The sequence below is a fragment of the Bradyrhizobium sp. CCBAU 53340 genome (assembly GCF_015291645.1).
GTDB lineage: Bacteria > Pseudomonadota > Alphaproteobacteria > Rhizobiales > Xanthobacteraceae > Bradyrhizobium.
Map to the genome: position 1 here is coordinate 3,381,662 of NZ_CP030055.1, position 25,948 is coordinate 3,407,609.

Here is a 25,948-nt window from a genome sequence, read left to right on the forward strand (position 1 = left end):
AAGGGCCGGCGAAAGCCGGCCTTTTTGCTGCTTTGATTGCCTGTTGCGATGCGGGATCAACCTTTGTTCATCTTTCCTTCAGGCGCCAAAGCGCTTCTGCTAAGGGAACTTAGACCGGTGGTCCCGTGACGGGGGACAGGGCCGGAGACCACGGAACTCACATGCTTGATCTCGCAATCGTAGGCGGCGGCCCCGGCGGGCTGATGAGCGCCTGGTACCTGAAGCGTAAGCTCGGCGATCTCTGCCGCATCACCATTTACGAAGCGTCCGACCGCCTCGGCGGCAAGATCGTCACGCGCAAATTCGATTCCGCGCCGGCAATGTACGAGGCCGGCGTTGCCGAGATCTACGACTACTCGATGACGGGCCCCGATCCGCTGCGCGAGCTGATCCAGCATTTCGGATTGCAGACCATTCCGATGGACGCCGAACAGGTGCACCTCGACGGCGAGCTGTTGAACGATGTTCCCGGCATGCGCCGCAAATACGGCGCCAAGACAGCGGCTGCGATCGAGGCCTTCCGCAAGCGCTGCGCCGACGAGATGTCGCCGATCGAATATTACGAAGGTGTCGGCGCCCACGACAACGAAAACCCCTGGGCCTACAAGACTGCCGAGCAGGTGCTCGATGAAGAAGTCGAGGACGAGACCGCAAAGCGATTCTTCAAGGTGATGGCGCGCTCGGACATCGCGACCGAAAGCCACAACACCAACGGCCTCAACGCGCTCAAGAACTATCTGATGGATGTCGACGGCTATATCGGCCTCTACTCCATCCAGAACGGCAACGAGCAGCTGATCGAGTGCCTGCAGTCGGAGGTCAATGCCGACATCCAGCTCAATCATCGCGTGCTCACGGTCGGCAAGGTGCCGACGGGCCGCTACCAGCTCAAGATGATGAACGGGAAGGGGCCGGAGACGCGCGACTTCGATCTCGTGCTGGTCTGCCTCCCGCATTCCTGGCTCGCCACGATGGGGTGGGAAGGCGAGCAGCTGCGCAAGTCGATGGTCAAGCACGTCGCCTATTTCGACCGTCCCGCGCATTATTTGCGCGTCTCGATCCTGTTCGACACGCCATTCTGGGGCGAGAAGATTCCCGGCGCCTGGTTTATGTCGGAGGCTTTCGGCGGCTGCTGCGTCTACAACGAGGGCGCGCGTCACGACGTCGGCAAGCACGGCGTGCTGAACTGGCTGATTCCCGGCTCCGATGCGCTGGCCTTCGCCAACCTGTCGGACCAGGAGCTGATCGATGCCGCGCTGAAATCGCTGCCGGCCTCGCTTGGCAACGTGCGTGAGCATTTCATCGAAGGCAAGATCCACCGCTGGCTGTCGTCGGTGAACGCGATTCCGGGCGGTCTGCCCGTGCGCGACGTCATGACCAATCACCGGCCCGAGCCGAAGCAGCATCCCGGCATCGTCGTGGTCGGCGACTATCTGTTCGACTCCACGCTGAACGGCCTGCTCGACTCCTCGGATGCGGCGACCGACATCATCCTGACCGAGATGATGCGCCTGCGCCGCGAACGCGCGCAGGAAAAGGGCGAGCCGATCTCCGACAGGATCGACCGCGACTATTTCGAGAATTATCGCGGCCTCGGTCCCTACAGCGAAGTCTGGAGCCATTTCACCGACCCAGATTATCTGACCAAGCTGATCAGCATCGTCTGGGACAAGGCGAAGGGCGCCAAGCTTCTGGTCGCGGGCTCGGCCAGCGGCGAGCTGGTCGGTGCGCTGCGTGAGCGCGGCATCGATGCCTGGGGCATCGAGAACAACCGCGCGATCCACGCCAAGACGCCGAAGGCGCTGAAGAAATACAACAAGCTCGGCTCGATCACCGACATGCCGTTCAAGGACGGCAGTTTCGACTATGTGTTCGAGACCAGCCTCTGCCACGTGGCCCCCAAGCAGGTGGTCCGCGCGATCCGCGAGTTGAACCGTGTGGTCAAGACCGGGCTCGTGTTCGGCTCGATCACCTCGGACATGGCATCGGTCGTGATCGATCGCTACGACCTCTTGCGCGGGGTCAAGAAGCTCGGCACCTGGTGGGAATGGTCCGAACTGTTCTTCGGCAACGGTTTCGATCTGTCGATGCACCGCAAGGACTGCACCGACGCGCTCTGGACCGCGACGCTCGCGGCCAACAAGGGGCCGGGCCAGTGGTATGCCGACGCCGACTCCTTGCGCTATTCCTTCTTCGACAAGGTCGAGGACGAAGACGGCGACGGCTAGCTCACAGAGCGGATGAATTCGCCAATTGCTTTGCCGAATTCATCCTGATCGCATAAAATTGGTGCAAGTAGCGGCATTCCGCTATTTCTCTGCGGTCATGCCGGCCGTCAGCATCGGTTGGTTTCATGGCGTCCAGACCTCTCTCCCCCGACAGACAGAAGCTCGCTGCACAAGAGGCGGCCGAGCTCGAGGACAAGCTCGCCGCCGGCCACGAGCCCGAGCTGAACGAGGACGACGAAGACGAAGACGAGGACGACGACGAGCTTGAGCTCGACGACGACGATGACGAGGACCTCGTCGTCTTTACCGCCCGCGAAGCCGCCGGCGCGCTCGCGACCATCCTGGGCTTCGTCAAGCCCTTCCTGTCCAACTACAAGCGCATCCTGGGCTATGTGGCGTTCGGCGTAATGGTCGAGACGCTGTTCAATGTCATCATGCCGCTCAGCCTCAAGTTCCTCATCGACGATGCGCTCGGCGAGGAGGATTTCCAGGCGCTGTACAAGATCCTCGGCGTGCTCGCGATCGCCGGCATCTTCACCTCGATCGTCGCGGTCTGGTACGAGCGCTGGGATGCGCGGCTGGCCGCCCGCATCATCTCCGACGTCCGCAAGCGTCTGTTCGAACACGTCCAGGACCTGCCGGCCGCCTATTTCGGCCGCACCAAGCGCGGCGAGATCCTGTCGCGCTTCTCGGTCGACCTCTCGGCCTTCGAAGGTTCGGTCAAGACCTTTACCAACAGCGCCGCGCTGCCGTTCCTGGAGTTGATCGCCGGCATCATCCTGATGCTGTTCCTGAACTGGCAGCTCGCGGTGGTCGCGCTGCTGGTGTTCCCGATCACGCTGATCGGCCCGCGGATCCTGACGCCGAAGGCGGTGCAGGCCAATTACGAGCAGAAGCTCAACGAAAGCGCGCTGCTCGGCATGGTGCAGGAGAACGTGGCGGCGCAGGCCGTGATCAAGGCGTTCAGCCTGCAGCGCAAGATGTTCGGCTTCTTTACCTTCCGCAATGACGAGACCCGCAACCGGATTGCGGTTGCCGGATTCCTGTCGACGATGGTGGAGCGGACGGTCACCATCTCGGTGTTGCTGTTGCACCTCGTCGTGCTCGCGATCGGCGCCTATCTCGCGACCAAGGGGCAGATCACCATCGGAACCTTCGTCACCTTCGAGAGCGCGTTCTGGGAGGTCTCCTACAACATCGCCCACGTGATGCACTTCATCCCGGTGTCGATCTCCTCGGCCGCCGCGATCCGCCACATCCAGGAGCTGCTCGACGAGCCCACCCGCGGCGCCGATCGCCCCGGCGCGCCGGATCTGCCGCGCATCACCAACGACATCACCTTCGACCATGTGACGTTCCAGTACGAGGGCGGCCAGACGCCGGTGCTGGACAATCTCAGCCTCAAGCTCAACGTCGGCAAGAGCATCGCCATCGTCGGTCCCTCGGGCTCCGGCAAGAGCACGCTGCTCAATCTGATCCTGCGGCTCTACGTGCCGGACGAGGGGCGCGTCACCATCGACGGCGTCGACGTCCGCAAGGTGACGCTGGATTCGCTCCGCCGCAGCATGGCGGTGGTGTTCCAGGAGAACATGCTGTTCAACATGTCGATCCGCGAGAACATCCGGCTCGGCAAGGAAGGCGCCACCGACGAGGAAGTGGAGGAGGCCGCCAAGAAAGCCGAGATCCACCGCTACATCATGAGCCTGCCGCAGCGCTACGACACGCCGGTCGGCGAGCGCGGCGATACGCTGTCGGGCGGCCAGCGCCAGCGCATCGCAATCGCCCGCGCGATCATCCGTAATCCCTCGGTGCTGCTGCTCGATGAAGCCACCTCCGCGCTCGATCAGACCACGGAAGCGGCGATCAACCGCACATTGCTGAAGGTCGCCAAGGGCCGCACCATGATCTGGTCGACCCACCGCTTGACTTCGGTGGTCGAGATGGACGAGATCATCGTGATTTCAGGGGGCAGGGCGATCGAGCGCGGCTCGCACGCCGAACTGCTGGCCAAGAACGGCACCTATCGCAAGCTGTGGAACGACCAGATCCACCAGCCCCACGGCGCGGCCGCTCAGGCCGACGTCGACAGCGATGATGACGAAGACGATGAGGACGACCTCGACGAGGATGATGAGGACGAGGACGACGAGGAGGAGTGACCGAGGAAATTCGGCTCCAGATGGATCACCCCTCCGAGCCGCCGCAATAGTCCCTGGGTCGACCACGCCATGAAGCGGGCCCAGCGCTGCGCGGTCCAGTAGGGGCTTGTCGCAATCGAAACCGAGCGGAAGTCGAACGCCTTCGCCGCCGACCATTGATCGCAGGCCCGCTTCACCGGATCAGCGTAGAAGGCGGCGATCTTGCCCGCATCCATCCCATCGGACGCCAGCCATTGCGGGATGTGGATATTGCAGAGCCGTTCGACGTCGGTGAACACCTTGTCGCAGCCGGTGCCGGCGACCGGGCAGGAGGTTGCGAAAGCATCGCCCACCAGCACCACGCCCGGCTGGTGGCTGGCGTCATTCACGTAGAGATCGACTGGGCGGACCTTCATCTCGCCGACGATGTCGAACGGGCCGGTGACGCGCTTCAGCCGGGGCAGGGCGGTATTCAATGTCTCGGCTGGCGCGCGGCGCAATTCGCGCAGCCAGGGATCGTCGAAGCCGCGATACACGAACAGATTGGCCCGCATCCGCGTGCCGACCGGAAACAGCGAGATGTAGGGGATGCGGTCGCTCGGCCGCTCCGAGAAATAGGTCAGGGCCGGGAAGTCGAAGGAATTCCGGCCGGCAGGCGCCACGTCGAACCCGATTGAGATCGAATGGCAGGCACTGACGATCTTTCTGATGATGCCGAGCTGGTGGCGCAGGCCGACGTTCAGGCCGTTGGCGAGCACGACCAGGCGGGCCGAAATCGTCTCGTCGTTGGCCAGCGCGATTCGCTGCCGCTCCGGGCTGGCCTCGACCGATATCGCCTTGCTCCAAATCCGCTCGACCGCTTCAGGGATCTCGTCGCGGACCGCGTTGACCAGGGAATCGTAGAGGATGTTGAATTGCCGGCTCGGCGCCTTGTCGAGGAGATGGCCGAAGCGCGCGATCCAGTTCTCGCCCGAGAAGGTCGCGCGACGCAGCACTGAGTCGGCGATTCCGGTTCGCCGGAATCGCTCGATCTGTCCGTGACCGCTCAGCTTTTCGACGCGAAAGTCGGCAGGATAGGTCTGGTGCGGGTCGATCAGCACCGTCGAAATGCCGGCGCGCCCGAGCATCGCGGCGGCGGTCGAGCCGGCAAGTCCCCCGCCGACGATGGCAATATCGATGTACCGCATGGGCGCCTGTCTCTGCCGGAGGTGGCAGATTGACGCATCAAGAGAAAAAAAAGCCTTAGCGGGCGATATAAAAGTACATTTCTCCCGGGTAAAAATTGGTTGCGGTTCTGGTGAACGGGGGCTTCCGCTCCCATATCCGGGATGCGCGGTGGGGAGGCCGGCGGGCGATTTCTCAAGGCGCGAGAAGCGCTTTGTGACTGTCGTTTCGCCTTGACTTGATCGATTCTCACTTATAGAAAGCGCCTCACTTAACGACAGGCGGTGAGCATCGCCAACGTCGGAACGGGCCACCCGTTTGATCCCTGAGGGGTCGCAAAGACGGGCACCAACCTCGACGAATGCCGCTCAAACGCTGTCGATAATAGCTAGGCAATGCCAGTGCGATTTTAGGTCTCTCGAGCATGTTCTCGTGAGGCCGAATTCGGATGCATGACCTCAGTGCGCGGGCCGCGGCTTTATGCTGATCGGCCTCAATACTGCGGTCCTCTGTGGCGTCGAAGCGCTTTCTGCTCAGCAATGGAGCGGATGGCGCAATTTCGCTTTGTGCGGGTTGTTCCGCGCGAGGCGGGCCCCGTCGGGCGGGTAGCGCGACAAGAATTTGCGGTCCCGGCAACGGGCCGCGGCAAGACAGCGGGCCCGGAAGGGGCCGCGATAACAAAGGGTAAGGCCAGGATGCCGACGATCAACCAGCTGATCGCTCAACCGCGTGAAGTGCAGAAGTCGCGCAAGAAGGTGCCGGCGCTGCAGCAGTCGCCGCAGAAGCGTGGTGTTTGCACCCGCGTCTACACCACGACCCCGAAGAAGCCGAACTCGGCGCTTCGTAAGGTCGCCAAGGTGCGCCTGACCAATGGTTTCGAGGTGATCGGCTACATCCCGGGTGAGGGCCATAACCTCCAGGAGCACTCGGTGGTGATGATCCGCGGCGGCCGCGTCAAGGACTTGCCGGGCGTGCGCTACCACATCCTCCGCGGCGTCCTGGATACCCAGGGCGTCAAGAACCGTAAGCAGCGTCGTTCGAAGTACGGCGCGAAGCGTCCGAAGTAAGCGGGAACCAGCTCAATGTCTCGTCGCCACTCAGCGGAAAAGCGCGAAGTTCTTCCCGATCCGAAGTTCGGGAACATCATCGTCACCAAGTTCATGAACTCGGTGATGTACGCCGGCAAGAAGTCGGTCGCGGAAGGCATCGTCTACGGTGCGTTCGGCATCATCGAATCCAAGACCAAGCAGAACCCGCTCGGCGTGTTCGAGCAGGCGCTTGAGAACGTCATGCCGACCATCGAGGTCCGCTCCCGCCGCGTCGGCGGCGCGACCTATCAGGTTCCGGTGGAAGTTCGTTCGACCCGCCGTCAGGCGCTGGGCATTCGCTGGCTGATCTCGGCCGCGCGCGAGCGCAATGAAAAGACGATGACGGAGCGTCTCTCGGCAGAGCTCCTGGATGCGTCGAACAACCGTGGGAACGCCGTCAAGAAGCGCGAAGACGTGCACCGGATGGCGGAAGCCAACCGCGCCTTCTCGCACTATCGCTGGTAACGGCGAAACAAACGGACTCGCAAGGAACACCCTATGCCCCGCCAACATGCCATCGAGGACTACCGTAACTTCGGTATCATGGCGCATATCGACGCCGGCAAGACGACGACGACCGAGCGCATCCTCTATTACACCGGCAAGAGCCACAAGATCGGCGAAGTGCACGAAGGTGCCGCGACGATGGACTGGATGGCGCAGGAGCAGGAGCGTGGCATCACGATCACCTCGGCTGCGACCACCGCATTCTGGGCCGGCAAGCGTCTGAACATCATCGACACCCCCGGCCACGTCGACTTCACCATCGAAGTCGAGCGTTCGCTGCGTGTGCTCGACGGCGCCGTCTGCGTGCTCGACTCGAACCAGGGCGTCGAGCCCCAGACCGAGACCGTCTGGCGCCAGGGCGACAAGTACAAGGTTCCGCGCATCGTCTTCGCCAACAAGATGGACAAGATCGGCGCCGACTTCTTCAAGTGTCTGGCCGACATCGTTGACCGTCTGGGTGCCAAGCCCGTCGCGATCCAGCTTCCGATCGGTGCCGAGAACAACTTCAAAGGTCTCGTCGACCTCGTGAAGATGAAGGGCGTCGTCTGGAATGACGAGTCGCTCGGCGCGAAGTTCGACTATGTCGATATCCCGGAAGATCTCGTCGACCAGGCCAAGGAATACCGCGAGAAGATGGTGGAAGCCGCCGTCGAGCTCGACGACGACGCCATGGCCGCTTACCTCGACGGCAAGGAGCCGGATGAGGCGACCCTGAAGCGCCTGATCCGCAAGGCGGTGCTGACCGGTGCGTTCTATCCCGTGCTGTGCGGCTCGGCCTTCAAGAACAAGGGCGTGCAGCCGCTGCTCGACGCCGTCGTCGACTACCTGCCGTCGCCGCTCGACGTTCCCGCGATCAAGGGCACCGACGACAAGGGCAACGAAGTCGTGCGCAAGGCGGACGACAAGGAGCCGCTGGCTCTGCTCGCGTTCAAGATCATGGACGACCCGTTCGTCGGCACCATTACCTTCTGCCGCATCTATTCGGGCGTTCTGTCGTCGGGCACCGGCGTCGTGAACTCGACCCGCGAGAAGAAGGAGCGCATCGGGCGCATGCTGCTGATGCATGCGAACAACCGCGAAGACATCAAGGAAGCCTATGCCGGCGACATCGTCGCGCTGGCCGGCCTGAAGGAAGCGCGCACCGGTGACACGCTGTGCGATCCCGACAAGCAGGTGATCCTGGAAAAGATGGAATTCCCCGAGCCGGTCATCGAGATCGCGATCGAGCCGAAGTCCAAGGCCGACCAGGAGAAGCTGGGCGTGGCGCTGGCCAAGCTCGCCGCGGAGGATCCGTCCTTCCGCGTGTCGACCGACCACGAATCCGGCCAGACCATCCTGAAGGGCATGGGCGAACTCCACCTCGACATCAAGGTCGACATCCTCAGGCGCACCTACAAGGTCGACGCCAACATCGGTGCGCCGCAGGTGGCGTTCCGCGAGCGTCTCACCAAGCGCGTCGAGCACAGCTACACCCACAAGAAGCAGACCGGTGGTACCGGCCAGTTCGCGGCCGTGTCGTTCATCGTCGAGCCGAACGAGCCCGGCAAGGGCTACGAGTTCGAATCGAAGATCGTCGGCGGTGCGGTGCCGAAGGAATATATCCCCGGCGTCGAGAAGGGCCTCGAGAGCGTTCTGTCCTCCGGCGTGGTCGCGGGCTTCCCCGTGGTCGACGTCAAGGTGCAGCTCGTCGACGGCAAGTATCACGACGTCGACTCGTCGGCGCTCGCCTTCGAAATCGCCTCGCGCGCCTGCTTCCGCGAAGCGCTGCAGATGGGCAAGTCCGTCCTGCTCGAGCCGATCATGAAGGTCGAAGTGGTGACCCCGGAAGACTACACCGGCTCGGTCATCGGTGACCTGAACTCGCGGCGCGGTCAGATCCAGGGTCAGGACATGCGCGGCAACGCCAACGTCATCAACGCGATGGTGCCGCTCATGAACATGTTCGGTTACGTGAATAACCTGCGCTCGATGAGCCAGGGTCGCGCGACCTTCACGATGCAATTCGACCACTACGCAGAAGCGCCGGCCAACGTGTCGGCAGAAGTCCAGAAGAAGTTTGCCTGATTGTCGTCGGTTGAAAGCTGACGATTGAACGGAGAGTCAAATGGCCAAAGCAAAGTTTGAACGTACCAAGCCGCACTGCAACATCGGCACCATCGGTCACGTCGACCATGGTAAGACGTCGCTGACCGCGGCGATCACCAAGGTTCTCGCCGAAGCCGGCGGTGCAACGTTCACCGCGTACGACCAGATCGACAAGGCGCCGGAAGAGAAGGCGCGCGGCATCACTATCTCGACCGCGCACGTCGAGTACGAGACGCCGAACCGCCACTACGCTCACGTCGACTGCCCCGGCCACGCCGACTACGTGAAGAACATGATCACCGGCGCCGCCCAGATGGACGGTGCGATCCTGGTCGTGTCGGCTGCTGACGGCCCGATGCCGCAGACCCGCGAGCACATCCTGCTCGCCCGCCAGGTCGGCGTTCCCGCGCTCGTCGTGTTCCTCAACAAGTGCGACATGGTCGACGATCCGGAACTGCTCGAGCTGGTCGAGCTCGAGGTTCGCGAGCTGCTCTCCAAGTACGACTTCCCGGGCGACAAGATCCCGATCATCAAGGGTTCGGCTCTCGCCGCCCTCGAAGATTCGGACAAGAAGCTCGGCCACGACGCCATCATCGAGCTGATGAAGAACGTCGACAGCTACATCCCGCAGCCGGAGCGTCCGATCGACCAGCCGTTCCTGATGCCGGTTGAAGACGTGTTCTCGATCTCGGGCCGCGGCACCGTCGTGACCGGCCGTGTCGAGCGCGGCGTCGTCAAGGTCGGCGAGGAAATCGAGATCGTCGGTCTCCGCGCCACCCAGAAGACCACCGTCACCGGCGTCGAAATGTTCCGCAAGCTGCTCGATCAGGGCCAGGCCGGTGACAACATCGGTGCGCTGCTCCGCGGTACCAAGCGTGAAGACGTCGAGCGCGGCCAGGTGCTCTGCAAGCCGGGTTCGGTCAAGCCGCACACCAAGTTCAAGGCCGAGGCTTACATCCTCACCAAGGAAGAGGGCGGTCGCCACACCCCGTTCTTCACCAACTACCGCCCGCAGTTCTACTTCCGCACCACCGACGTGACCGGTGTCGTGCACCTGCCGGAAGGCACCGAGATGGTGATGCCGGGCGACAACATCGCGATGGAAGTGCACCTGATCGTGCCGATCGCGATGGAAGAGAAGCTCCGCTTCGCCATCCGCGAAGGTGGCCGCACCGTCGGCGCCGGCGTCGTCGCCTCGATCATCGAGTAATTACGAGAATAGGGACGGCGAATAGCGAGTGGTGACATTCGCTATTCGCTATTCGCCACCCAACGAAGAGAGACCACGGCAATGAACGGCCAAAATATTCGCATCCGTCTCAAAGCGTTCGACCATCGTATCCTCGATACGTCGACCCGCGAGATCGTGAACACGGCGAAGCGCACCGGTGCGCAGGTCCGCGGACCCATTCCGCTGCCCACCCGCATCGAGAAGTTCACCGTCAACCGTTCGCCGCACGTCGACAAGAAGAGCCGCGAACAGTTCGAGATGCGCACTCACAAGCGTCTGCTCGACATCGTCGATCCGACCCCGCAGACCGTCGACGCTTTGATGAAGCTCGACCTGGCCGCCGGTGTCGACGTCGAGATCAAGCTCTAAGAATTTTGGATCACGTTCGCATCTCGCGGACAGAAAGAACAGGAAGCACGCCGATGCGCTCCGGAGTGATCGCACAAAAGGTCGGGATGACGCGGGTCTTTACAGAGGCCGGCGAACATATCCCCGTGACCGTGCTGAAGCTCGGCAATTGCCAGGTCGTAGGCCACCGCACTGAAGAGAAGAACGGTTACGTCGCGCTCCAGCTTGGTTCTGGCAGCCGCAAGACCGTGTACATGCCCAAGGCGGAGCGCGGCCAGTTCGCGGTCGCCAAGGTCGAGCCAAAGCGGCAGGTCGAGGAGTTTCGCGTCACCGCGGACGCCATGATCCCCGTCGGCGCCGAGATCCAGGCCGACCACTTCGTCGTCGGCCAGTTCGTCGACGTCACCGGCACCTCAGTCGGTAAGGGCTTCGCCGGCGGTATGAAGCGCTGGAATTTCGGCGGTCTGCGCGCCACGCACGGTGTGTCGATCTCGCACCGCTCGATCGGTTCGACCGGTGGTCGTCAGGACCCCGGCAAGACCTGGAAGAACAAGAAGATGCCCGGCCACATGGGTGTCGACCGCATCACCACGCTCAACCTTCGCGTCGTCCAGACCGATGTCGAGCGCGGCCTGATCCTCGTCGAAGGCGCCGTTCCCGGCTCCAAGGGCGGTTGGATTCGCGTGCGCGACGCCGTCAAGAAGCCGCTGCCGAAGGAAGCTCCGAAGCCCGGCAAGTTCAAGGTTGCGGGCGGCGAAGCCGAGGCTGCGGCCCAGCAAGAGGGTGCGTGAGATGGAACTGAAGGTCACCACCCTCGAAGGTAAGGAAGCCGGCTCGGTCCAGCTTTCCGACGCCATTTTCGGCCTCGAGCCGCGCCAGGACATCATTGCGCGTTGCGTGCAGTGGCAGCTCAACAAGCGCCAGGCCGGCACCCACAAGGCCAAGGGCCGCGCCGAGATCTGGCGCACCGGCAAGAAGATGTACAAGCAGAAGGGCACCGGCGGTGCTCGTCACGGCTCGGCCCGCGTGCCGCAGTTCCGCGGCGGCGGTCGTGCCTTCGGTCCGGTGGTGCGTTCGCACGCCACCGACCTGCCGAAGAAGGTCCGTGCGCTCGCTCTCAAGCATGCGCTGTCGGCCAAGGCCAAGGACGGCGATCTGCTCGTGATCGAGAAGGCCGCGCTGGAAGCCGCCAAGACCAAGGCGCTGCTCGGTCACTTCTCGGGCCTGGGGCTCACCAACGCGTTGATCATCGATGGCGCCGAGCTCAACAACGGCTTTGCCGCTGCGGCCCGCAACATCCCGAACATGGACGTGCTGCCGATCCAGGGCATCAACGTCTATGACATCCTGCGCCGTCAGAAGCTCGTTCTGACCAAGGCCGCCATCGATGCGCTGGAGGCGCGCTTCAAATGACGAAGAACATCGAGGCCCGGCATTACGACGTGATCGTCGCCCCGGTCGTCACCGAAAAGGCGACGCTGGCGTCCGAGCACAACAAGGTGCTGTTCAAGGTGGCCGCCAAGGCGACCAAGCCGCAGATCAAGGAAGCGATCGAGAAGCTCTTCGACGTCAAGGTCAAGAGCGTCAACACGCTGGTCCGCAAGGGCAAGGTCAAGGTCTTCCGCGGCAACCTCGGCTCGCAGTCGAACACCAAGCGCGCGATCGTGACCCTCGAAGAGGGCCACCGGATCGACGTCACCACCGGTCTGTAAGGTCGCACGACGATGGCACTGAAGACATTCAATCCCACGACGCCGGGCCAGCGCCAGCTGGTGATGGTCGATCGTTCGGCCCTCTACAAGGGCAAGCCGCTGAAGGCGCTCACCGAAGGCAAGAAGTCCTCGGGTGGCCGCAACAACACCGGTCGCATCACCGTGCGCTTCCGTGGCGGTGGCCACAAGCAGACGCTGCGCACCGTCGATTTCAAGCGCGAGAAGATCGACGTCCCCGCGACGGTCGAGCGTCTCGAGTATGATCCGAACCGCACCGGCTTCATCGCCCTGATCAAGTATCAGGACGGCGAGCAGGCCTACATCCTGGCGCCGCAGCGCCTGGCCGTGGGTGACACCATCGTCGCCGGCAACTACGTCGACGTGAAGCCGGGCAACGTCATGCCGCTCGGCAATATGCCGGTCGGCACGATCATCCACAACATCGAGGTCAAGATCGGGAAGGGCGGCCAGCTCGCCCGTTCGGCCGGCACCTACGCCCAGCTCGTCGGCCGCGACCAGGACTACGTGATCATCCGCCTGAACTCGGGTGAGCAGCGCCTGGTGCACGGTCGCTGCCGCGGCACGATCGGCGCGGTGTCGAACCCGGACCACATGAACACCTCGATCGGCAAGGCCGGCCGCAAGCGTTGGATGGGCCGTCGCCCGCACAACCGCGGTGTCGCCATGAACCCGATCGACCATCCGCACGGCGGCGGTGAAGGTCGTACCTCGGGCGGTCGCCACCCGGTCACCCCGTGGGGCAAGCCGACCAAGGGCAAGAAGACCCGCACCAACAAGTCGACCAACAAATTCATTCTCCTAAGCCGCCACAAGCGGAAGAAGTAAGGAACGACGGACATGGTTCGTTCAGTCTGGAAAGGCCCGTTCGTCGAGGGTTCTCTGCTCAAGAAGGCAGATGCCGCGCGCGCGTCCGGCCGTCACGACGTCATCAAGATCTGGAGCCGTCGCTCGACCATCCTGCCGCAGTTCGTCGGTCTGACCTTCGGCGTCTACAACGGTCAGAAGCACGTGCCGGTGGCCGTCAACGAGGAAATGGTGGGTCACAAGTTCGGCGAGTTCTCGCCGACCCGGACCTTCCATGGCCACTCCGGCGACAAGAAAGCCAAGAAGGCTTGAGGATTAAACGATGAGCAAACCTAAGCGCGAACGGAGCCTCGCCGAGAACGAGGCCAAGGCGGTCGCCCGGATGCTGCGGGTGAGCCCGCAGAAGCTCAACCTGGTCGCCCAGCTCATTCGCGGCCGGAAGGCTTCCGCTGCGCTCGCCGACCTGCAGTTCTCGCGCAAGCGGATCGCGGTTGACGTGAAGAAGTGCCTGGAATCGGCGATCGCCAATGCCGAGAACAACCACGACCTCGACGTCGACGATCTCGTCGTGGCGCAGGCTTTCGTCGGCAACGGCCTCGTGATGAAGCGCTTTGCCGCCCGCGGCCGTGGTCGCTCGGGCCGTGTCTACAAACCATTTTCGCAGCTGACGATCATTGTTCGTCAGGTCGAAGCCGAAGCAGCAGCGGCTTAAGGGTCGCAGGAGAAAACGATGGGTCAAAAGATCAATCCGATCGGTCTGCGTCTCGGCATCAACCGGACCTGGGATTCCCGCTGGTTCGCCGGCAAGCAGGAATACGGCAAGCTGCTGCACGAGGACGTCAAGATTCGCGAGATCCTGCACAAGGAGCTCAAGCAGGCGGCTGTCGCCCGTATCGTGATCGAGCGTCCGCACAAGAAGTGCCGCGTCACCATCCACTCGGCCCGTCCGGGTGTGGTGATCGGCAAGAAGGGCGCCGACATCGACAAGCTGCGCAAGAAGGTCGCGGACATCACCTCGTCCGACGTCGTCATCAACATCGTCGAAATCCGCAAGCCGGAGCTCGATGCGACGCTGGTGGCCGAGTCGATCGCGCAGCAGCTTGAGCGCCGCGTGGCGTTCCGCCGCGCCATGAAGCGCGCCGTGCAGTCGGCGATGCGTCTCGGCGCGGAAGGCATCCGCATCAACTGCTCGGGTCGTCTGGGCGGCGCGGAAATCGCGCGCATGGAGTGGTACCGCGAAGGTCGCGTGCCGCTGCACACGCTGCGCGCCGACATCGACTACGGCGTTGCGACCGCGTTCACGACCTTCGGCACCTGCGGCGTCAAGGTCTGGATCTTCAAGGGTGAGATCCTCGAGCACGATCCGATGGCCCAGGACAAGAGAATGGCCGAAGGCGAGACGGGTGGCAGTGGTGATCGCGGTGGCCGTCAGCGCCGCGACACGGCTGCAGCCTAAAGCCGCACAGGAATTTGAGGGCTTAAAGCCATGATGCAACCTAAGAAAACGAAGTTCCGGAAGGCGCATAAGGGCCGTATCCACGGCGTTGCGTCCTCGGGCGCGACGTTGGCGTTCGGCCAGTTCGGCCTGAAGGCCACCGAGCCGGAGCGTGTCACCGCGCGCCAGATCGAAGCCGCCCGCCGCGCGCTGACCCGCCACATGAAGCGCGCCGGCCGCGTCTGGATCCGCGTGTTCCCCGACGTTCCGGTGTCGAAGAAGCCGGCTGAAGTTCGCATGGGCTCCGGCAAGGGTTCGCCGGAATTGTGGGTCGCCCGCGTCAAGCCGGGCCGGGTGCTGTTCGAGATCGACGGCGTCAACACCCAGACGGCGCGTGAAGCGCTGACCCTGGCGGCCGCCAAGCTGCCGATCAAGACGCGCTTCGTCGAGCGCATTGCGGAGTAATGGCCATGGCCCAGATGAAGATCGAAGACATCCGCGCGATGAGCCCCGACCAGCAGGACGACGCCGTCCTGAACCTGAAGAAAGAGCGCTTCAACCTGCGCTTCCAGCGTGCCACCGGGCAGCTCGAGAACACCTCGCGCCTGCGCGAGGCTCGCCGCGATATCGCCCGGATCAAGACCGTCGCCGCGCAGCAGCGCGCGAAGAAGAAGTAAGGGGCTAACGGATATGCCGAAACGTACTTTGCAAGGCGTGGTCGTCAGCGACAAGACTGCCAAGACCGTCGTGGTGCGCGTCGATCGCCGCTTCACGCACCCGATCTACAAGAAGACGATCCGCCGTTCGAAGAACTACCATGCGCACGACGAGAACAACGAGTTCAAGCCGGGCGACATGGTCTGGATCGAAGAGACCAAGCCGATTTCGAAGTTGAAGTGCTGGATCGTGATCCGGGGCGAACACAAGAAAAGCGCCTGATCTGTTGGCCTTGGCCGACTAACTTCAGGGAAATGTTGAGCGCCGGCTAGGCTGGCGCAAAGAGAAAGAGGACGAGGTGCATCAATGATTCAGATGCAGACCAACCTCGACGTGGCCGACAATTCTGGCGCACGCCGTGTCATGTGTATCAAGGTGCTCGGGGGCTCCAAGCGCCGCTACGCCACGATCGGCGACATCATTGTCGTCTCGATCAAGGAAGCCATTCCGCGTGGCAAGGTGAAAAAGGGCGACGTGATGAAGGCCGTCGTGGTGCGTGTCCGCAAGGACATCCGCCGCGCTGACGGCTCGGTCATCCGCTTCGACCGCAACGCTGCCGTTCTGATCAACAATCAGTCCGAGCCGGTCGGCACCCGTATCTTCGGGCCCGTGCCGCGCGAGCTGCGCGCCAAGAACCACATGAAGATCATTTCGCTCGCGCCGGAGGTGCTGTGATGGCTGCGAAGATCCGCAAGGGCGACAAGGTCGTCGTGCTGACCGGCCGCGACAAGGGTCGCACCGGCGAAGTGTTCGAAGTTCGCCCCGACGCCGGCACGGCGCTCGTGCGCGGCATCAACATGGTCAAGCGTCACCAGAAGCAGACGCAGGCCCAGGAGGGCGGCATCATCTCGAAAGAGGCGCCGATCCAACTGTCCAACATCGCGTATGTCGGCAAGGACGGAAAGCCGACCCGCGTTGGATTCAAGATTCTGGCGGACGGCAAGAAGGTTCGCATCGCCAAGAGCTCGGGAGCTGAGATCGATGGCTGAGACCGCTTACACCCCGCGCCTGCGCGCGGAATACGACGCGAAGATCCGCACGGCGATGACCGAGAAGTTCGGTTATCAGAACGTGATGCAGGTTCCGCGCCTGGACAAGGTCGTGCTGAACATGGGCGTTGGCGATTCCGTCAACGACCGCAAGAAGGCCGAGACCGCCGCTGCCGAGCTGACCCAGATCGCCGGCCAGAAGGCGATCGTGACCTATTCGCGCATCGCGATCGCGACCTTCAAGCTGCGTGAGAACCAGCCGATCGGCTGCAAGGTCACGCTGCGCAAGGCCCGCATGTACGAGTTCATCGATCGCCTGGTCAACGTCGCGCTGCCGCGCGTCCGCGACTTCCGCGGCCTGAACCCGAAGAGCTTTGACGGCCGCGGCAACTACTCGCTCGGCATCAAGGAACACATCATTTTCCCCGAGATCGACTTCGACAAGGTCACGGAAGCCCGCGGTATGGACATCACCGTCTGCACCACGGCCAAGACCGACGAAGAGGCAAGGGCCTTGTTGACCGCTTTCAATTTCCCGTTCCGGCAGTGAGACGCTGACCTAAAGCCTCTCAAACGCGGATACCCAGGAGCCAAGCATGGCAAAGAAGAGTTCAGTCGAGAAGAACAACCGGCGCAAGCGGATGGTGAAGAACGCCGCCCCGAAGCGCGAGCGGTTGAAGGCGATCATCGCCGACAAGACGCTGCCGATGGAGGAGCGGTTCGCCGCGACCCTGAAGCTTGCGGAAATGCCGCGCAATTCGTCGGCCACCCGCATCCGTCTGCGTTGCGAGCTGTCGGGCCGCCCGCGCTCGAACTATCGCAAGAACAAGCTGTCCCGTATCGCGCTCCGCGACCTTGGCTCCAAGGGCATGGTCCCGGGCCTCGTGAAGTCGAGCTGGTAAGGAGGGTCGTTTAGATGTCTACGCACGATCCAATCAGCGATCTGATCACCCGCATCCGCAACGCGCAGATGCGCTCCAAGAGCAAGGTCTCCACGCCGGGCTCGAAGATGCGCGAGAACGTCCTCGAGGTGCTGAAGAGCGAGGGCTACATCCGCGGTTACGCCACGCTCGAGCACTCCTCGGGCCGCAGCGAGATCGAGATCGAGCTGAAGTATTTCGACGGCGAGCCCGTCATCCGCGAGATCGAACGTGTCTCCAAGCCCGGGCGTCGCGTTTACGCCTCGGTGAAGAACCTGCCGCGGGTCAATAACGGACTCGGTATTTCGGTGTTGTCGACGCCGAAGGGGATCATGGCCGACCACAGTGCGCGTGAAGCGAACGTGGGCGGCGAAGTCCTCTTCACGGTGTTCTGAGAAGGATTTTTGATCCATGTCACGTGTTGGCAAAAGGCCTGTGGCGGTGCCGTCCGGTGTGACCGCGACCGTCGATGGGCAGACCGTCAAGATGAAGGGGCCGAAGGGCCAGCTTCAGTTCGTCGTCCATGACGACGTCGAGGTGAAGCTCGAGAACGGCCAGGTGAAGGTCAAGCCGCGGGCCGAGACCAACCGCGCGCGCGCGCTGTACGGCACCGCTCGCGCCCAGGTCGCGAATCTGGTCGAAGGCGTCACCAAGGGCTTCGAGAAGAAGCTCGAGATCACCGGCGTCGGCTACCGCGCTGCGATGCAGGGCAAGAACCTGCAGCTCGCGCTCGGCTACAGCCATGACGTGATCTACCCGATCCCGGAAGGGATCACGATCGCCGTGCCGAAGCCGACCGAAATCACGGTGTCAGGCAGCGACATTCAACGCGTCGGCCAGGTCGCCGCCGAGATCCGCTCCTATCGTCCGCCGGAGCCCTACAAGGGCAAGGGCGTGAAGTATGTGGGCGAATTCATCTTCCGCAAGGAAGGCAAGAAGAAGTAACGGAGCCGGTCATGTCCAAAGCCAAGGTTACGAATGCCCGGCGCAAGCGGAGTGTGCGGCTGAAGCTGCGCCGCTCCGGTGGTGGTCGTCCGCGTCTGTCGGTGTTCCGCTCGTCCAAGCACATCTACGCCCAGGTCATCGACGACCTGAAAGGCGAGACGCTGGCCTCTGCCTCCTCGCTCGAGAAGGCGATGCGCGACGGCGGCAAGACCGGCGCCGACATCGATGCGGCGAAGGCGGTCGGCAAGCTGCTGGCCGAGCGCGCCGCCGAGAAGGGCGTCAAGGAAGTCGTGTTCGATCGCGGCAGCTACCTCTACCACGGGCGCGTCAAGGCTCTCGCCGACGCTGCGCGTGAGAGCGGGCTGAGCTTCTAACAGAATTTGAGGATTGAGGCGTAAGCCTCTGAAGGATTGGAAAAATGGCAGAACGCGAACAACGTGGTGGACGCGATCAACGCGGCGGCGGACGTGAACGCAAGGAGCGCGAGGAGCGCGACAGCGAGTTCGTCGACAAGCTCGTCCACATCAATCGCGTGGCCAAGGTCGTCAAGGGCGGCAAGCGCTTCGGTTTCGCAGCGCTCGTCGTGATCGGCGATCAGAAGGGCCGCGCCGGCTTCGGTCACGGCAAGGCGCGCGAAGTGCCTGAGGCGATCCGCAAGGCCACCGAGTCCGCCAAGCGCAACCTGACCCGCGTGTCGCTGCGCGAGGGCCGCACCCTGCATCACGACATCGCCGGCCGTCATGGCGCCGGCCGTGTCTATCTGCGTGCAGCCCCGGCCGGTACCGGCATCATCGCCGGTGGTCCGATGCGCGCCGTGTTCGAGACGCTCGGCGTCCAGGACGTGGTGGCGAAGTCGATCGGCTCGTCGAACCCCTACAACATGGTTCGCGCGACCTTCGATGCGCTGAAGCACCAGGACTCACCGCGTTCGGTCGCGGCGCGCCGCAACATCAAGGTGTCCACCCTCCAGGGTCGTCGCATCGGCGGCGATGCCGAGGCGGCGGCGGACTAACCAACGCTTTTCGGAGTAGACCACGATGGCCAAGGCCGCAAAGACAATCAAGCTCGAGCAGACCGGTAGCGCGATCCGCCGCCATCACTCGCAGCGTTCGACGCTGATCGGGCTCAAGCTCAACAAGATCGGCCGCGTCAGCGAACTGCCGGACACCCCGGCCGTCCGCGGCATGATCGAAAAGGTTCACCATCTCGTCCGCATCGTCGACGAGAAGTAAAATTGCGCGCATGATCCAGGTCATGCGCAAAACACAAGGAGCAGGGCGATGAAGCTCAGCGATATCGCCGACAACGCCGGCTCGCGCAAGAAGCGCATGCGCGTCGGCCGTGGCATCGGTTCGGGCAAGGGCAAGCAGTCCGGCCGCGGCGGCAAGGGCCAGACCGCGCGCTCGGGCGTGCGCATCAAGGGTTTCGAAGGCGGCCAGATGCCGATGCATCGCCGTCTGCCCAAGCGCGGCTTCAACAACATCTTCCGCGTCGAGTACGCCGAGATCAATCTCGACCGTCTCCAGGATGCGGTGGATGCCAAGAAGCTCGACACCGGCAGCGTCGTGAACGTCGAGGCCCTGGTGAAGGCCGGCGTGCTGCGCCGCGCCAAGGCCGGCCTGCGGCTGCTCGGCCGCGGCGAGCTCAAGGCCAAGCTCAACATCGAGGTGCACGGCGCCACCAAGTCTGCGATCGAAGCGGTCGAGAAGGCCGGCGGTTCGGTGAAGATCCTCGCCCCTGCCAAGGAAGAAGGCGAGGCGGCGTAACAACTGCGTCATTGGCCCGCGCCTCGCGGGCCTTTACGCATGCGGGACGTGGACTTATCGAAGCCGAAGCCCCAGATAATGTCCGGCGTCCGCTAGATTAGCCCGGCCGCGGGTATGACGGCGCAAAAGGCGGCGGGAGAAAGTCCAATATGGCCTCAGCAGCGGAACAACTGGCAGCCAATCTCAATTTCGGCGCGTTTGCCAAGGCCGACGAACTGAAGAAGCGCATCTGGTTCACCCTGGGTGCGCTGCTCGTTTATCGGCTCGGAACCTACATCCCGCTGCCCGGCATCGATCCCAACATCTGGGAGCAGGTGTTCAAGTCGCAGGCAGGCGGCATCCTCGGCATGTTCAACATGTTCGCCGGCGGTGGCATCCACCGCATGGCGATCTTCGCGCTGAACATCATGCCGTACATCTCGGCCTCGATCATCATCCAGCTCCTGACCACCGTCTCGCCGCAGCTCGAGGCGCTGAAGAAGGAAGGCGAGGCGGGCCGCAAGACGCTGAACCAATACACCCGCTATCTGACGGTGATCCTGGCCGCGTTCCAGTCCTACGGCATCGCGGTTGGCCTTGAAGGCGCCGGCAATGTCGTCAGCGACCCCGGCATGTTCTTCCGTCTTTCCACCGCGATCACGCTGACCGGCGGCACCATGTTCCTGATGTGGCTGGGTGAGCAGATCACCTCGCGCGGCATCGGCAACGGTATCTCGCTGATCATTCTCTCCGGCATCGTCGCCGAGCTGCCGGCTGCGCTCGCCAACATGCTCGAGCTCGGTCGTCAGGGCGCGATGTCGACCGGTCTGATCCTGGTCGTCATCGTGATGGCGGTCGCGGTGATCGCCTTCATCGTGTTCATGGAGCGTGCCCAGCGCCGGCTGCTGATCCAGTATCCGAAGCGCCAGGTCGGCAACAAGATGTTCGAGGGCCAGTCCTCGCATCTGCCGCTCAAGCTCAACACCTCGGGCGTGATCCCGCCGATCTTCGCGTCCTCGCTGCTGCTGCTGCCGACCACGGTCGCGAACTTCAATGCGGGCAAGGGGCCGGAATGGTTCCAGTGGATCACGACCCAGCTCGGCCACGGCCGTCCGCTGTTCCTGATTCTCTATCTGGCGCTAATCGTGTTCTTCGCCTTCTTCTACACCGCGATCGTGTTCAATCCGACCGAGACCGCGGACAATCTGAAGAAGCACGGCGGCTTCATCCCGGGCATCCGCCCCGGCGAGCGCACCGCCGAATATATCGACTACGTGCTGTCGCGCATCACCGTGCTGGGCGCGATCTATCTGGCGATCGTCTGCTTGATTCCGGAAATCCTGATCTCCTATGCCTCGGTGCCGTTCTACTTCGGCGGCACCTCGCTGCTGATCGTGGTCAGCGTCACCATGGACACGGTGGCGCAGGTGCAGGGCTATCTGCTCGCCCACCAGTATGAAGGCCTGATCCGCAAGTCGAAGCTGCGCGGCCGCCGTAGATGAACATGGAGCTTGCGCGCCGGATCGCTTTCACGATTGGCGCGCTACTCCTGTTCAGACTCGGCACCCACATCCCCGTACCCGGTGTGGTGCCGTCGACGCAGCCGCTCACGGCGGGACTCGTTGCCCGCCTCTCGCTTTTCGCCCTCGGTCTCGTTCCCTATCTCAGTGCCGCGATCCTGGTCCGGCTGCTGGCGGTGGTCTGGCGCGGCTTGAGCGCGATCGAACGATCGGGCGAGGCAGGCCGGCGGCGGATCGCTCGCATCACGCTCGCTGTGACGTTCGTCCTCGCCACGTTCCAGGCCTATGGCATTGCCTCGGCCCTCAAGGACATCCCAAATCTGGTCAGCGACCCCGACGGCTGGTTCGTGGTTACGGTCACCGCGACCCTGGTCGGTGGGGTGTTCGTGCTGATCTTCCTCAGCGAGCAGATCACCCGCCATGGCGTCGGCAATGGTCTCGCGCTGGTGCTGAGCGTCGGCTTCCTTGTGGCGTTGCCGACTGATGTCTCAAACGGCATCGAGCTGATGCGAAACGGCTCGGTCTCCAGCAATCTCGTGCTGTTCCACGTCGCGTTCTGGATCGCCGCGGTCGTGCTCATGGTCGTTGGCGAAAGCGCGCGGCGAAACATCGGGATTGAATTTGCCGAGCGTAGCGTGGGGCCGCGCATCCTGGCGGCGCGGCGGGCGGTGCTCCCGGTCAAGTTGAACAGCGCGGGCTTCCTGATACCGACCGCGGTGGCACCCTGGTTCATCTTCCTGCCGCTGACCGCTGCAGGCCTCCTGCTTGGCGGCGCCCCTTGGATCGAGGGCGTCTACCAATCCCTCCAGGTCGGGCGGCCCGCCCATCTGATCGCGATCTCGATCGCCGTGTTCGTGCTGGCGTTCGTCTATACCTCCCATGTGGTCGATCCCGCAGAGGTCGCCGAGCAGCTTGCCAAGCACGGCGGCGCGATTCCCGGCGTCGCGCCGGGTGAGGCCACGGCGGACCATCTCGATCGCGTCGTGTCATTGACGACCGTCCTCGGAGCCGTCTACCTGACGCTGGTGCAGATGATTCCGGAAGCACTCTTGGTTTACGGAAACGGGCTGCCCTATAGTATGAGCGGTGGTGCGGCGCTGATCGTGGTTTGCACCATTCTCGATCTTCAAACACAGGTGCGCGACGTATCGCTCACCAATCCGGGGGGCGTACGCCGATGAGAATTATACTTCTGGGACCGCCAGGATCGGGCAAGGGGACCCAAGCGCAGCTGCTGGTGCAGCGCTATGGCATCGTCCAGCTCTCGACCGGCGAAATGTTGCGTGCAGCTGTTGCGGCCGGAACGCCGGTCGGACTGAAGGCCAAGGAGATCATGGCCAGCGGCGGTCTCGTCCCTGACGATGTCGTGGTCGGAATCATCTCCGACCGCATCGACCAGCCGGACGCCAAGCATGGCTTCATCCTGGATGGCTTCCCCCGCACCGTGCCGCAGGCCGAGGCGCTGGACGAATTGCTGAAGCACAAGCACATGAAGCTCGACGCCGTGATCGAGCTTCGCGTCAACGAGAGCGCGTTGCTGAGCCGTGTCGAGACCCGTGTCGCCCAGATGCGGGAGCGCGGGGAGGAAGTCCGGCTCGACGACACTCCGGAGGTCCTGACCAAGCGGCTCGCCAGCTACCGCAGCCAGACGGAACCGCTGATTCACTATTATTCCGAGCGTCGGAAGCTCTCGACCATTGACGGCATGATGGCCATCGACGAGGTCACCCGTGCCATCCACCGCCAGCTCCTGGCGCTTGGTGCGGTCGAGCCCAAGACCCATGCCAAGACCGCGGCCAAGACGGCCTCCGTCAAAAAGGCGGCCAAAAAGGTCAAATCCGCCAAGAAACCGGCGAAAGCAGCCAAAAAGGCCGCCAAATCGGCCAAATCCGCCAAAAAGGCCGTGAAAGGCGCCAAAAAGGCAGCCAAGAAGCCGGCCAGGAAAACGGCCAAGAAAACGGCTAAAAAGACCGCCAAGAAGGCCCTCAAAAAGGGTGCCAGAAAAGCCGCAAAAAAGGTCACGAAAAAGCGAGCTAAGCGCTAGCGGCGGTTGACGAAAGCCCCCGGAATCCCTTAATAAGCCCCGCATCCAAGTCGGATAGTTTCAAACGATGCCGGGCCCTAGGAAGACCAGGGGTGGGCGTCGTGTTCGCGTTTGTGAACACCTGCCCGAGAAACATAAGCACTTAAAGCCCGATTCCTGACGAGGGATCGGCAACAGGAGAGAAGGCCGTGGCCCGTATTGCCGGCGTGAACATTCCGACCAACAAGCGCGTGCTGATCGCGCTCCAGTACATCCATGGCATCGGCCAGAAGATCGCTGGTGAGATCCTCGAAAAGGTGAAAATCCCCGAGGATCGTCGCGTCAATCAGCTCAGCGACGCTGAAGTGCTCCAGATCCGCGAAGTCATCGACCGCGACTATCTCGTCGAGGGCGATCTGCGTCGTGAAGTCGGTATCAACATCAAGCGTCTGATGGACCTCGGCTGCTATCGCGGCCTGCGCCATCGTCGCGGTCTGCCGGTGCGCGGCCAGCGCACCCACACCAATGCGCGTACGCGCAAGGGTCCGGCCAAGGCCATCGCCGGCAAGAAGAAGTAAGTTTTCGAATCCAATCGCGGCGTGTGGCGATAGGGGAAGCCCTTTCGCCACGCGCCTTTCGTTCCATCAGGTGTAGCCGCTGGCATTACGGCGGCGTTTGAGATCTCTAGGAAAGGTACTCTATGGGCAAGGAAGCCACCCGCGTTCGTCGTCGTGAGCGCAAGAACATCGCCTCCGGCGTCGCGCACGTGAACTCGTCCTTCAACAACACGACCATCACCATCACCGACGCGCAGGGCAACACCATTGCCTGGTCCTCCGCCGGCACGATGGGCTTCAAGGGTTCGCGCAAGTCGACCCCGTATGCCGCGCAGGTCGCCGCCGAAGACGTCTCCAAGAAGGCGCAGGAACACGGCATGCGCACGCTGGAAGTCGAGGTCGCCGGTCCCGGTTCGGGCCGTGAGTCGGCGCTCCGCGCGCTGCAGGCCGCGGGCTTCACCGTCACCTCGATCCGCGACGTGACCACGATCCCGCACAACGGTTGCCGTCCGCGCAAGCGTCGGCGCGTCTGATACGAAGTTGCGGGCGCCGTGGTGCCCGCGATGCTTTTTTTAAGAAGCCGCGGATTTGATCTGCGGCCTTTCTCCAACGCCAGTATTTGAATTTTCAAATCGACTGGCCTGTATGGGTGAAACAGTGACGATCCAGAAAAATTGGCAAGAACTGATTCGGCCGAACAAGCTCCAGGTCACGCCCGGCAGCGACCCGTCGCGCTTTGCGACCATCGTCGCCGAGCCGCTCGAGCGCGGCTTCGGCCAGACCCTCGGCAATGCGCTGCGCCGCATCCTGCTCTCCTCGCTCCAGGGCGCGGCGGTGCAGTCGGTGCACATCGACGGCGTGCTGCACGAGTTCTCCTCGATCGCTGGCGTCCGTGAGGACGTCACCGACATCGTGCTGAATATCAAGGACATCTCGATCAAGATGCAGGGCGAAGGCCCCAAGCGCATGGTCGTGAAGAAGAGCGGCCCGGGCGTCGTCACCGCCGGCGACATCCAGACCGTCGGCGATGTCACGGTGCTGAACCCGGACCTGCAGATCTGCACGCTCGACGAGGGCGCCGAGATCCGCATGGAGTTCACGGTCTCGACCGGCAAGGGCTACGTGCCCGCCGAGCGCAACCGTCCCGAGGACGCGCCGATCGGCCTGATCCCGGTCGACAGCCTGTACTCGCCGGTCCGCAAGGTCTCCTACAAGGTCGAGAACACCCGCGAGGGCCAGATCCTCGACTACGACAAGCTGACCATGACGATCGAGACCAACGGCGCGATCTCGCCGGATGACTCGGTGGCTTACGCCGCTCGCATCCTGCAGGATCAGCTCAACGTGTTCGTCAACTTCGAAGAGCCGCGCAAGGAAGTCGCCCAGGAGATCATCCCGGACCTCGCCTTCAACCCGGCCTTCCTGAAGAAGGTGGACGAGCTCGAGCTGTCGGTGCGTTCGGCCAATTGCTTGAAGAACGACAACATCGTCTACATCGGCGATCTCGTGCAGAAGAGCGAAGCGGAAATGCTCCGCACTCCGAACTTCGGCCGCAAGTCGCTGAACGAGATCAAGGAAGTGCTGGCCCAGATGGGGCTGCATCTCGGCATGGAAGTGCCGGGCTGGCCGCCGGAGAACATCGACGAGCTCGCCAAGCGCTTCGAAGATCACTACTGATCGACTTCACCGTGACGGCCGGCGTCCCCGGCCGTCATTTTTATGGGCGAACGCAGGAAGCCCACCTGAGCAACTGGTCCGACGAACCGTCGCG

The 25,948-nt window shown here is 63.1% G+C and carries 34 protein-coding genes; 33 read left to right on the forward strand and 1 reads right to left on the reverse strand.

All coding sequences use genetic code 11. From position 1 onward, the window contains the following. The first annotated feature begins 161 nt into the window (after window positions 1-161). Window positions 162-2,228: an FAD-dependent oxidoreductase gene (locus tag XH89_RS15870; protein WP_194467927.1), complete on the forward strand. Its 2,067-nt coding sequence runs from the start codon at window positions 162-164 to the stop codon at window positions 2,226-2,228. Window positions 2,229-2,353: 125 nt separating this feature from the next. Beyond that, a complete protein-coding gene (locus XH89_RS15875) occupies window positions 2,354-4,387 on the forward strand; it encodes an ABC transporter ATP-binding protein (RefSeq protein WP_194467928.1) in 2,034 nt (677 codons plus the stop codon). Here XH89_RS15875 and XH89_RS15880 read toward each other — a convergent pair. Next, complete coding sequence (locus XH89_RS15880) at window positions 4,300-5,553, reverse strand: NAD(P)/FAD-dependent oxidoreductase (RefSeq protein ID WP_194467929.1); 1,254 nt, start codon at window positions 5,551-5,553, stop codon at window positions 4,300-4,302. The genes XH89_RS15875 and XH89_RS15880 overlap by 88 nt on opposite strands. A gap of 672 nt (window positions 5,554-6,225) precedes the next feature. On the opposite strand from XH89_RS15880, the gene rpsL reads away from it, so the two are divergent. The 31 genes from rpsL to XH89_RS16035 all read left to right on the forward strand — a co-directional run bounded on the left by rpsL (window position 6,226) and on the right by XH89_RS16035 (window position 25,854). Further along, window positions 6,226-6,597 (forward strand): 30S ribosomal protein S12, encoded by a 372-nt coding sequence (gene rpsL / locus XH89_RS15885; protein WP_007603006.1) that lies wholly within the window; start codon window positions 6,226-6,228, stop codon window positions 6,595-6,597. A 15-nt stretch (window positions 6,598-6,612) separates the two neighbouring features. Next, a complete protein-coding gene (gene rpsG / locus XH89_RS15890) occupies window positions 6,613-7,083 on the forward strand; it encodes a 30S ribosomal protein S7 (RefSeq protein WP_008136420.1) in 471 nt (156 codons plus the stop codon). Between the two features lie 33 nt (window positions 7,084-7,116). After that, window positions 7,117-9,189, forward strand: coding sequence for an elongation factor G (gene fusA / locus XH89_RS15895; protein WP_194467930.1), 2,073 nt, complete (start codon window positions 7,117-7,119; stop codon window positions 9,187-9,189). A 40-nt stretch (window positions 9,190-9,229) separates the two neighbouring features. Then, window positions 9,230-10,420 (forward strand): elongation factor Tu, encoded by a 1,191-nt coding sequence (tuf, locus tag XH89_RS15900; protein WP_194467931.1) that lies wholly within the window; start codon window positions 9,230-9,232, stop codon window positions 10,418-10,420. Window positions 10,421-10,501: 81 nt separating this feature from the next. Further along, on the forward strand, window positions 10,502-10,810 hold the full coding sequence (rpsJ, locus tag XH89_RS15905; protein WP_002712302.1) for a 30S ribosomal protein S10: 309 nt from the start codon (window positions 10,502-10,504) through the stop codon (window positions 10,808-10,810). Window positions 10,811-10,863: 53 nt separating this feature from the next. Continuing rightward, window positions 10,864-11,580: a 50S ribosomal protein L3 gene (gene rplC / locus XH89_RS15910; RefSeq protein ID WP_188104661.1), complete on the forward strand. Its 717-nt coding sequence runs from the start codon at window positions 10,864-10,866 to the stop codon at window positions 11,578-11,580. Between the two features lies 1 nt (window position 11,581). Beyond that, the gene (rplD, locus tag XH89_RS15915) at window positions 11,582-12,202 is read left to right on the forward strand and encodes a 50S ribosomal protein L4 (RefSeq protein WP_057745497.1); all 621 of its coding nucleotides are present in this window, start codon (window positions 11,582-11,584) and stop codon (window positions 12,200-12,202) included. After that, window positions 12,199-12,501, forward strand: a complete 303-nt coding sequence (locus XH89_RS15920; RefSeq protein WP_092294145.1) for a 50S ribosomal protein L23 — start codon at window positions 12,199-12,201, stop codon at window positions 12,499-12,501. Before rplD ends, XH89_RS15920 begins: the two co-directional genes overlap by 4 nt. A 12-nt stretch (window positions 12,502-12,513) precedes the next feature. Continuing rightward, window positions 12,514-13,347, forward strand: coding sequence for a 50S ribosomal protein L2 (gene rplB, locus XH89_RS15925; RefSeq protein WP_194467932.1), 834 nt, complete (start codon window positions 12,514-12,516; stop codon window positions 13,345-13,347). Between the two features lie 12 nt (window positions 13,348-13,359). Next, window positions 13,360-13,638 (forward strand): 30S ribosomal protein S19, encoded by a 279-nt coding sequence (rpsS, locus tag XH89_RS15930; RefSeq protein ID WP_008136357.1) that lies wholly within the window; start codon window positions 13,360-13,362, stop codon window positions 13,636-13,638. Window positions 13,639-13,648: 10 nt separating this feature from the next. Continuing rightward, window positions 13,649-14,038, forward strand: a complete 390-nt coding sequence (gene rplV / locus XH89_RS15935; RefSeq protein WP_057745488.1) for a 50S ribosomal protein L22 — start codon at window positions 13,649-13,651, stop codon at window positions 14,036-14,038. Window positions 14,039-14,056: 18 nt separating this feature from the next. Beyond that, entirely contained in the window at window positions 14,057-14,782 is a 726-nt protein-coding gene (gene rpsC, locus XH89_RS15940) for a 30S ribosomal protein S3 (protein ID WP_014494500.1), read from the forward strand. Between the two features lie 30 nt (window positions 14,783-14,812). Beyond that, window positions 14,813-15,226, forward strand: coding sequence for a 50S ribosomal protein L16 (gene rplP / locus XH89_RS15945; protein ID WP_008136349.1), 414 nt, complete (start codon window positions 14,813-14,815; stop codon window positions 15,224-15,226). Between the two features lie 5 nt (window positions 15,227-15,231). After that, window positions 15,232-15,438 (forward strand): 50S ribosomal protein L29, encoded by a 207-nt coding sequence (rpmC, locus tag XH89_RS15950; protein ID WP_027520957.1) that lies wholly within the window; start codon window positions 15,232-15,234, stop codon window positions 15,436-15,438. Window positions 15,439-15,451: 13 nt separating this feature from the next. After that, complete coding sequence (gene rpsQ, locus XH89_RS15955) at window positions 15,452-15,700, forward strand: 30S ribosomal protein S17 (RefSeq protein ID WP_057745481.1); 249 nt, start codon at window positions 15,452-15,454, stop codon at window positions 15,698-15,700. An 84-nt stretch (window positions 15,701-15,784) separates the two neighbouring features. Further along, window positions 15,785-16,153 (forward strand): 50S ribosomal protein L14, encoded by a 369-nt coding sequence (gene rplN, locus XH89_RS15960; protein WP_007603030.1) that lies wholly within the window; start codon window positions 15,785-15,787, stop codon window positions 16,151-16,153. Then, window positions 16,153-16,467 carry a 50S ribosomal protein L24 gene (gene rplX / locus XH89_RS15965; protein WP_011088142.1) on the forward strand — a complete coding sequence of 105 codons (315 nt, stop codon included), beginning with the start codon at window positions 16,153-16,155 and terminating at the stop codon, window positions 16,465-16,467. The genes rplN and rplX overlap by 1 nt, the downstream gene beginning before the upstream one ends. Continuing rightward, window positions 16,460-17,017, forward strand: coding sequence for a 50S ribosomal protein L5 (rplE, locus tag XH89_RS15970; RefSeq protein ID WP_194467933.1), 558 nt, complete (start codon window positions 16,460-16,462; stop codon window positions 17,015-17,017). Before rplX ends, rplE begins: the two co-directional genes overlap by 8 nt. 46 nt (window positions 17,018-17,063) lie before the next feature. Further along, window positions 17,064-17,369: a 30S ribosomal protein S14 gene (gene rpsN, locus XH89_RS15975; protein ID WP_057745473.1), complete on the forward strand. Its 306-nt coding sequence runs from the start codon at window positions 17,064-17,066 to the stop codon at window positions 17,367-17,369. 14 nt (window positions 17,370-17,383) lie between these two features. After that, on the forward strand, window positions 17,384-17,782 hold the full coding sequence (gene rpsH / locus XH89_RS15980; RefSeq protein ID WP_015685407.1) for a 30S ribosomal protein S8: 399 nt from the start codon (window positions 17,384-17,386) through the stop codon (window positions 17,780-17,782). Between the two features lie 16 nt (window positions 17,783-17,798). Then, complete coding sequence (rplF, locus tag XH89_RS15985) at window positions 17,799-18,332, forward strand: 50S ribosomal protein L6 (RefSeq protein ID WP_194467934.1); 534 nt, start codon at window positions 17,799-17,801, stop codon at window positions 18,330-18,332. Window positions 18,333-18,343: 11 nt separating this feature from the next. Next, the gene (rplR, locus tag XH89_RS15990; RefSeq protein WP_008549238.1) at window positions 18,344-18,706 is read left to right on the forward strand and encodes a 50S ribosomal protein L18; all 363 of its coding nucleotides are present in this window, start codon (window positions 18,344-18,346) and stop codon (window positions 18,704-18,706) included. Window positions 18,707-18,750: 44 nt separating this feature from the next. Further along, window positions 18,751-19,344: a 30S ribosomal protein S5 gene (rpsE, locus tag XH89_RS15995; protein ID WP_057745465.1), complete on the forward strand. Its 594-nt coding sequence runs from the start codon at window positions 18,751-18,753 to the stop codon at window positions 19,342-19,344. Between the two features lie 25 nt (window positions 19,345-19,369). Further along, complete coding sequence (rpmD, locus tag XH89_RS16000) at window positions 19,370-19,564, forward strand: 50S ribosomal protein L30 (RefSeq protein ID WP_063682061.1); 195 nt, start codon at window positions 19,370-19,372, stop codon at window positions 19,562-19,564. A gap of 48 nt (window positions 19,565-19,612) precedes the next feature. Further along, complete coding sequence (rplO, locus tag XH89_RS16005; protein WP_128951226.1) at window positions 19,613-20,098, forward strand: 50S ribosomal protein L15; 486 nt, start codon at window positions 19,613-19,615, stop codon at window positions 20,096-20,098. Between the two features lie 149 nt (window positions 20,099-20,247). After that, window positions 20,248-21,579 (forward strand): preprotein translocase subunit SecY, encoded by a 1,332-nt coding sequence (gene secY / locus XH89_RS16010; protein WP_194467935.1) that lies wholly within the window; start codon window positions 20,248-20,250, stop codon window positions 21,577-21,579. Next, window positions 21,576-22,778, forward strand: a complete 1,203-nt coding sequence (locus XH89_RS16015; RefSeq protein ID WP_194467936.1) for a preprotein translocase subunit SecY — start codon at window positions 21,576-21,578, stop codon at window positions 22,776-22,778. Before secY ends, XH89_RS16015 begins: the two co-directional genes overlap by 4 nt. Then, window positions 22,775-23,641 (forward strand): adenylate kinase, encoded by an 867-nt coding sequence (locus tag XH89_RS16020; RefSeq protein ID WP_194467937.1) that lies wholly within the window; start codon window positions 22,775-22,777, stop codon window positions 23,639-23,641. Before XH89_RS16015 ends, XH89_RS16020 begins: the two co-directional genes overlap by 4 nt. A gap of 188 nt (window positions 23,642-23,829) precedes the next feature. Beyond that, entirely contained in the window at window positions 23,830-24,198 is a 369-nt protein-coding gene (gene rpsM / locus XH89_RS16025) for a 30S ribosomal protein S13 (RefSeq protein WP_014494511.1), read from the forward strand. A gap of 122 nt (window positions 24,199-24,320) precedes the next feature. After that, on the forward strand, window positions 24,321-24,710 hold the full coding sequence (gene rpsK, locus XH89_RS16030; RefSeq protein ID WP_007603045.1) for a 30S ribosomal protein S11: 390 nt from the start codon (window positions 24,321-24,323) through the stop codon (window positions 24,708-24,710). A gap of 112 nt (window positions 24,711-24,822) precedes the next feature. Beyond that, window positions 24,823-25,854: a DNA-directed RNA polymerase subunit alpha gene (locus XH89_RS16035; RefSeq protein WP_194467938.1), complete on the forward strand. Its 1,032-nt coding sequence runs from the start codon at window positions 24,823-24,825 to the stop codon at window positions 25,852-25,854. Window positions 25,855-25,948: the final 94 nt, after the last annotated feature.